Raw genomic sequence first — 6,672 nt, 5'->3', positions numbered from 1 at the left:
GCCGCTGGCGGAAGATCGCCTCCCCCGGCGACTCCAGGCGGATCAGCATCGTCACCATCGCCAGCAGCGGCAGGAACAAAAGCAGCGCGAAACCCGCGATCAGCACGTCCAGCGCCCGCTTCGAGCCGCTCGTCGCCACCGCGATGCCGGCGCCGCCCTCGGCCAGGTCGGCGCGCCGCCGCCGCTCCATCGCGCTGTCCCGGTTTGCTACACTCACGACATTCAGATCCTGGTCGTCCGTCACTTTGCCGGCCTCGCCTCGTCCGCGGACCCCCGGAAGCACGCTTAACCGGCCATTTTCCATCTCGGCGCACGAACCCTTAAGCCAAGTCGTCGCTAATGGGACACGCGATCCGAACACCGGGCGTGGAGCAAGAGCGATGCCAGCAGACGTCTCATTCCAACACGTCAGCCCGCGCAGTGCGCCTGTCGAGGCCGCGCCGGGCCGCCGATTTCCGCTGGGCATTGGATTGACGATCGCGGCCTGCGCCTCCGGCGGCCTGTGGTTCGCGGTGGCCGCGGGCGTCCGCGCCCTGTTCTTCTAGCTCAGGCCCCTGAAGGTCTGAACCCCCGCCCTCGCCTCAGCCCAGCTCCGTGGCCTCGTCCAGGGGGCGCTCCGCCAAGCGCCGCAGATACTGCCCATATTCGCTCTTCGCCAGGCCGTCGGCCAGTTTGCCGAGCTGCTGGGCGTCGATCCAGCCGCGACGGTAGGCGATCTCTTCGAGACAGCCGATCCGCAGGCCCTGGCGCTGTTCCACGGCGCGGATGAACTCGCCCGCCTGGATCAGGCTGTCGTGCGTGCCGGTGTCCAGCCAGGCGAAGCCGCGCCCCAGGAGCTCGACGTGCAGTTCGCCGGCCTCCAGATAGACCTGGTTCAGCGCGGTGATCTCCAGCTCGCCCCGATGTGAGGGTTTCAGCGTCCTGGCGAATGCGCTGGCCCGACCGTCATAGAAATAGAGCCCGGTGACCGCGTAGTTGGACTTCGGGACCGCGGGCTTTTCCTCGATGCCCAAGGCCTTTCCATCGGCTCCCAGCTCGACCACGCCATAGCGCTCGGGGTCCTGCACCAGATAGCCGAAGACGGTCGCGCCGGTGGTCCTGGCGCTGGCGGCACGCAGCGAGCCGGTGAAGTTCTGGCCGAAGAAGATGTTGTCGCCCAGCACCATGTCGCTGGGTTCGCCGGCGACGAACGCTTCGCCCAGGATATAGGCCTGGGCCAGACCGTCGGGCTTGGGCTGCACGACGTATTCGATTCTGACGCCCAGCTGCGAGCCATCGCCCAGCAGTCGCTTGAACCCCGCCTGGTCTTCCGGCGTGGTGATGATCAGGATCTCGCGCACGTCGGCCAGCAGCAGCACCGACAGCGGATAATAGATCATCGGCTTGTCATAGACCGGCAGCAACTGCTTGGAGACCGCCAGGGTCAGCGGGTGCAGCCGGCTGCCGGAGCCGCCGGCCAGGATGATGCCACGCCTCATGCCGCCGACCTCTCAACTGCCTGAAGTTCAACCACGATGTCGGCCAGGGCCTCGCGCCAGGGCCGGGGCGTGACGCCAAAGACCCGCTGCAGCCTGCCGGTATCCAGCGTTCCGCGGGCCGGCCGGGCGGCGGGCGCGGCGAACTCGGCGGTGGTGCTGGCCGCGACCTTCGGCGCCTCGGCGCCCAGGGCGAGGTCGAACACGCCCTCCGCCAGGCCCTTCCAGCTCACCTCGCCGCTGTTGGCGAAGTGACAGACGCCAAACACCGGGTCCCCCGCCGGCGCGGCCGCCAGCCGGCCTGCCTGCGACAGGATGAAACGGGCCAGGTCATGGGCCGAGGTCGGCCGGCCGAGCTGGTCGTCGACGACCTTGATCGCCCGCCCGTCGCCGGCCAGCCGCAGCATGGTCTTGACGAAATTCCTGCCGTGGCTGGAGACCACCCACGAGGTGCGCAGCACCAGGGCCCGCGGACAGGCCGCCAGCACGGCCTGTTCGCCCGCCAGTTTCGAGGCGCCATAGACGTTCAAGGGGTGCGGCGCGTCGGTCTCCACATAGGCTGACCCCTTGCGCCCGTCGAACACGTAGTCGGTGGAGATGGCGACGAGGGCCGGCCCATCGGCTCCCAGGGCGGCGGCGATGGCGGCGGGCGTTTCGCCGTTGATGCAGTGGGCGAGCTCCGGCTCGGTCTCGGCCAGATCGACGGCGGTATAGGCCGCGGCGATCACCACCAGGTCCGCCCGCGTCCCGGCCAGGCGCGCGGCGACCGCCGCCGGATCGGCGAAATCGGCCTCGGCGCGGGACAGCGCGGTGATCTCGACGTCGAAGTCGCTGGCCTGCGCCAGGAGCTCGCGGGCGAGTTGCCCGGTCGTCCCGAACTGCAGGACGCGCAAACTCATGCCTTGACCAGGCCCAGCCGCTCGGACTGGAAGCCGCGCTGGCGGATGCCGTCCACCCAGCCAGGGTTTTCCACATACCAGCGCACGGTGTCTTCCATGCCGGCCGCGAGGTCCATGCGCGGCGACCAGCCGAGCTCGGCCCTCAGCTTCGACGCATCGATGGAATAGCGGAAGTCGTGGCCCGGGCGGTCGGCGACGAACCTGATTTTTTCGGCGTGGGCGGTGTTGGCCGGGGCCATGGCGTCCAGGTGCGCGCAGAGGATCTCGATCACCTCGATGTTGCGCTTGGTGCTGTCGCCGCCGATGCAATAGGTCTCGCCCGGACGGCCCTTGCCCAGCACCAGCAGCAGGGCCTCGGCGTGGTCGTCGACGTGCAGCCAGTCGCGCACCTGGCGGCCGTCGCCATAGACCGGGATGGTCTTGCCCTCGAGCGCGCGGGTGATCACCGTCGGGATCAGCTTTTCCGGGAACTGGTAGGGTCCGTAGTTGTTGGCGCAGTTGGTCAGCACCACCGGCAGGCCATAGGTGCGTCCCCAGGCGCGCACCAGGTGATCGGCCCCGGCCTTGCTGGAGGAATAGGGCGAGTTGGGGTCGTAGGGTGTCGCCTCGGTGAACTGGCCGTCCTCGCCCAGCGCGCCGAACACCTCGTCGGTGGAGACGTGGTGGAAGCGAAAGCCCGCCTTTTCGTCCGCCGGCAGGGCGTTCCAGTGCGTTCGCGCCGCCTCCAGCAGGACGGCCGTGCCCATGACATTGGTGCGCACGAAGTCCAGCGGCCCCTCGATGGCGCGGTCGTTGTGGCTCTCGGCGGCCAGATGCATCACCGCATCCGGCCTGTGCCGCGCGAAGATCGCCCGCACGGCGGCCTCGTCGCAGATGTCGGCCTGTTCGAAGGCGTAGCCCGGATTGCCGGCCACGCCGGCCACATTGTCGAGGTTGGCCGAATAGGTCAGCAGATCGACGTTGACCACCTGGTGGCCGTCGGCGATGGCCCGGCGGACCACCGCCGATCCGATGAAGCCGGCCCCGCCGGTGATGAGTATCTTCATTTCGACCCTTAGTAGAACCGCTTTCGTGAACGCATTGCAAAAAGCGCCGTGTCGCCAGGGCGCTCGCGCCTTTAGGCAGCAAGGCTGCCGGCGGGGTCAAGCCAGGTGAGCCAGGTTCCAAGCCAAGTCGCGGCCCTACGTCGGGGCCTTGCGAAGGCGGCGTCAGCACCGCGGGAGGAAGGCGACGCTGGTGGAGCTCGGGAGGGATCGAACCATCCGTCTCCCCGCCGAGGCGGGGCGCTCTGCCACTGAGCTACGGCCCCCAGCGTCAAGTCAACGACGGCGCCGACCCGGCCCCGCCTCACCTGCAACCCATTGACGGGCCGCTACCCCGAATAGTGGAACCTTATGACGCTGGTCGGATAGTCCGACACGCGGCAAGCGGTCCGCGCCCGCAGCAATCCGCCGCTCACCTCCTCATCATGGGTCGCATAGTTCACATAACCCATGATGAACGTTCCCTTGGGATTTCTCACATAGGCGCGTTGGATCATCGAGACCAGGAGGGCCCAGGACGCGCCCTGGTTGCCCGGCTCCGAGGCGCCTTCCAGATAGTAGGTGTTAGCGCCGAAATCCGCCCCGTAATAGGCCGCCAGCGTGGCCCCCGCGCCGACCGCCAGGCGGGTCACGGTATAGTGGGGCGATACGGCCATCCAACCCATGTAGCTGGCCAGGAGGTCAACGACCCGCAGGCCCAGCCCCTTGCGGCGGGAAAGCCCCCACCTCAGGCGAAGCAGCGCCGGGATCGCGCGCATCGAACTGCGGCCGGTCCAGGTCTTGAACCGCAGATCGGGAATGTCGCGCCTGGCGAACTGCGCGCTCTGCCGCGCCCCCTTCCGCATGCCGTAGAAATAGGATTCCCAGCTGTCCCACCGGCTGAAGTCGATCGCATTGACGACCAGAGGCGTCGTCTCCTTGATCGTGACGCCGGGCAGGGCCGACAGCGCCTCATGACGCGGCGGCTCAAGGTTCAGCTCCCAGCCATAGGTGAACTCGCCGGGCCCCAGTTCAGCGAGAAGGGCCGCCATGGCCTCGGGCCAATCGCCGAATTCAGGAAGCAGCTGGATGCGGTCCAGGAACTGGCTGGCGCCGCGCCGGGAGACGCCGACCGCGCATTGGCCGATCTTCACGGCGGCGCCATCGACCTGGCCGTACAGCTCGAAGAGTCGAAGCCTGTATTTCAGACGATGTTTGAGGGTCCAGGCCACCAGGTGCGCGCGGGTTGCATAGACGGAACAGCCGCAGCGTGCGGCAAACGCATCCCAGTCCGCCGCCCTTACGGACGCCAGCGAGACTTCACTTACGGCAACCGTCCGCACAATACTGTCTACCCGAAGACGATCTGCATTACAGTCATAGTCTTCCGCAGATCTATAAGCGTAATTTCGCGCGTCCATCGGTCTATCTCTCTATATTCCGAAGAAACGCGCGGCCAAGTCGTTGGTTCCCATTCGCCGGGGTCCCGATTTCGGCGAGAATAGGCGTCGTGTCCTTCCCAGGAATATCGAAATATCGCACCCGGTCGAACGCATCCGATCCTTATGGAAAACTGCACAGCCCGCTTGGTCCTATACCGTAGCCTCGAAGTACTTCGAAGGCGTTAGCGTGCGATAGAGCACAACACTGTGTCAGACGTCCATGTCGTCTTCTCTATGACGTTGCGCGCCCGAGGGGACCACACCGGCGCCGGCGACGCCGGGTCGTCGCGCGCTTCAGATCACCGCCGCCAGGCGCTTGTCGCGGGCGATGGAGATCGAGGCGGCCAGGTGGGCGATCACCGTAAGCACCACAAACGGGATGACCGCGGCGAAGCCATAGGACAGCGCCTGTTCGCCGTGGGCGGGCTCCATCCGGTCGGCGATCCAGCCCACATAGACCGGTCCCACCCCCAGGCCGACCAAGTTTAGCACGAACAGCAGGATCGCGCCGGTCATGGTGCGCTGGGCCGGCGCGACGGCGTTCTGGGCCACCGTCAGCGCCGGGGCCAGATAGGTCTGGTTCATCAGCAGGGGACCCAGCAGGAACAGCATGGCCAGCTGCCAGGTCGGCGCCCAGATCAGGCCAAGCCAGAACGGGATCGACAGCGCAAAGGCGATGGCCGGCACCCAGGCGAACCACCGCCGGTCCTTGCGGCCTAGCCGGTCCACCAGCCAGCCGGAAACCAGGGTGCCGATCACCCCGGTCGCGCCCAGCGCCAGGGCGTAGTAGGTGGCCACATCGGCGGCGGCCATATGCTTGACGCCCTCCAGGAACTGCGGGTTCCAGATCAGCCCGGCATAGCCCACGAAGGCCGACAACCCGCTGGAGAGGGCGGTCAGAACCAGGGTGCGGTTCGCGAAAAACCCGGCAATGGCGCTGAGCATCGGCGGCGCCGGCGGGTGTTCCGTCGCCCCGTCGAGCAGCAGGTCCAACCCTCCGCGCCGGGGCTCTCGCACCAGCAGCAGCATCAGCACCGCCAGGATCACGCCCGGCGCGCCAACGATCAGGAAGGCTGTCCGCCAGCCATAGGCGAGCGCCAGCTTGCCCCCCAGAAACGCCCCCAGCATGGAGCCGATGGGCACGCCCAGCGAATAGAGCGCCAGCGCCGTCCCGCGGCGATGGGCGGGGAAATAGTCTGAGATCAGGGAATAGGACGGCGGCGACCCGCCCGCCTCGCCGAAGCCCACGCCCATCCGGTAGAGCAGGATCTGCACAAAGCCCTGGGCCGTGCCGCAGAGCGCGGTGAACAGGCTCCAGATCGCGCAGGCCAGGGCGATGATCCACTTTCGGCTCACCCGGTCGGCCAGGTAGGCCACGCCCACCCCGCAGGTGGTGTAGAGCAGGGCGAACGAGGTGCCTCCCAACAGCCCGAACTGGGTCTTCGTCAGGTGCAGCTCCGCCGAGATCTGCTTGCCGAGAATCGAGATGATCTGGCGATCCAGGAAATTCAGCGTGTAGACCACCGCCAGGAACCCGACCACGAAGTAGCTGTAGCCGGCGCCCGACGCAGGCTCGACTCTGGTTGCCGTGGTCATATGTCCCCCCGTCCCTGGACGTCGCGCCAGCGTTCTGGCTGTGATGTCCGATGCGCGTCCCTTGGCTGGCATGTTGCACACGCCCGCATCGCCCGCCAAGCGCGCAGCTGTGACGCGTCGCCTTGACGGTGGGGCGCCAACGCCGCCGCGCCACATCCGCTGTGGACGCGCACAGAATTCCTGGGGCGCCATCGCCTTGCCCGGGTCGCCGGTCGTCTTTAAGTCACCCCTCGGCCTG

Annotated in this window: 6 protein-coding genes, 1 tRNA gene and 1 pseudogene; 1 reads left to right on the top strand and 7 read right to left on the bottom strand. The window is 67.4% G+C overall.

The genetic code is table 11. From position 1 onward, the window contains the following. Positions 1-244 (bottom strand): annotated as a pseudogene (locus tag RMN86_RS07885) (hypothetical protein); the annotation flags it as partial. Positions 245-380: 136 nt separating this feature from the next. Here RMN86_RS07885 and RMN86_RS07880 point away from each other — a divergent pair. Continuing rightward, on the top strand, positions 381-545 hold the full coding sequence (locus RMN86_RS07880) for a hypothetical protein (RefSeq protein ID WP_309605287.1): 165 nt from the start codon (positions 381-383) through the stop codon (positions 543-545). Positions 546-581: 36 nt separating this feature from the next. On the opposite strand, the gene rfbA is transcribed toward RMN86_RS07880, so the two are convergent. The 6 genes from rfbA to RMN86_RS07850 form a co-directional block, all read right to left on the bottom strand. After that, positions 582-1,478, bottom strand: coding sequence for a glucose-1-phosphate thymidylyltransferase RfbA (rfbA, locus tag RMN86_RS07875; RefSeq protein ID WP_309605286.1), 897 nt, complete (start codon positions 1,476-1,478; stop codon positions 582-584). Then, positions 1,475-2,374, bottom strand: a complete 900-nt coding sequence (rfbD, locus tag RMN86_RS07870) for a dTDP-4-dehydrorhamnose reductase (protein WP_309605285.1) — start codon at positions 2,372-2,374, stop codon at positions 1,475-1,477. Before rfbD ends, rfbA begins: the two co-directional genes overlap by 4 nt. Then, the gene (gene rfbB / locus RMN86_RS07865; protein WP_309605284.1) at positions 2,371-3,420 is read right to left on the bottom strand and encodes a dTDP-glucose 4,6-dehydratase; all 1,050 of its coding nucleotides are present in this window, start codon (positions 3,418-3,420) and stop codon (positions 2,371-2,373) included. Before rfbB ends, rfbD begins: the two co-directional genes overlap by 4 nt. 188 nt (positions 3,421-3,608) lie before the next feature. Continuing rightward, a tRNA-OTHER gene (locus RMN86_RS07860) sits at positions 3,609-3,683 on the bottom strand. A 63-nt stretch (positions 3,684-3,746) separates the two neighbouring features. Further along, positions 3,747-4,628, bottom strand: a complete 882-nt coding sequence (locus tag RMN86_RS07855) for a hypothetical protein (protein ID WP_309605283.1) — start codon at positions 4,626-4,628, stop codon at positions 3,747-3,749. A 504-nt stretch (positions 4,629-5,132) separates the two neighbouring features. Beyond that, a complete protein-coding gene (locus RMN86_RS07850; protein ID WP_309605282.1) occupies positions 5,133-6,434 on the bottom strand; it encodes an MFS transporter in 1,302 nt (433 codons plus the stop codon). Between the last annotated feature and the right edge of the window lie 238 nt (positions 6,435-6,672).

Origin of the sequence: Phenylobacterium sp. (assembly GCF_031360265.1) — a bacterium.
Taxonomy (GTDB): Bacteria; Pseudomonadota; Alphaproteobacteria; order Caulobacterales; family Caulobacteraceae; genus Phenylobacterium.
Note: the sequence above shows the minus strand (reverse complement) of the source record. Positions and strands in the feature narration are given on the sequence as shown.

Excerpts from the sequence above, each read along its gene's own strand:
- rfbA (WP_309605286.1), bottom strand. The coding sequence starts at position 1,478 with ATGAGGCGTGGCATCATCCTGGCCGGCGGCTCCGGCAGCCGGCTGCAC.
- rfbB (WP_309605284.1), bottom strand. The coding sequence starts at position 3,420 with ATGAAGATACTCATCACCGGCGGGGCCGGCTTCATCGGATCGGCGGTG.
- RMN86_RS07850 (WP_309605282.1), bottom strand. The coding sequence starts at position 6,434 with ATGACCACGGCAACCAGAGTCGAGCCTGCGTCGGGCGCCGGCTACAGC.
- rfbD (WP_309605285.1), bottom strand. The coding sequence starts at position 2,374 with ATGAGTTTGCGCGTCCTGCAGTTCGGGACGACCGGGCAACTCGCCCGC.
- RMN86_RS07880 (WP_309605287.1), top strand. The coding sequence starts at position 381 with ATGCCAGCAGACGTCTCATTCCAACACGTCAGCCCGCGCAGTGCGCCT.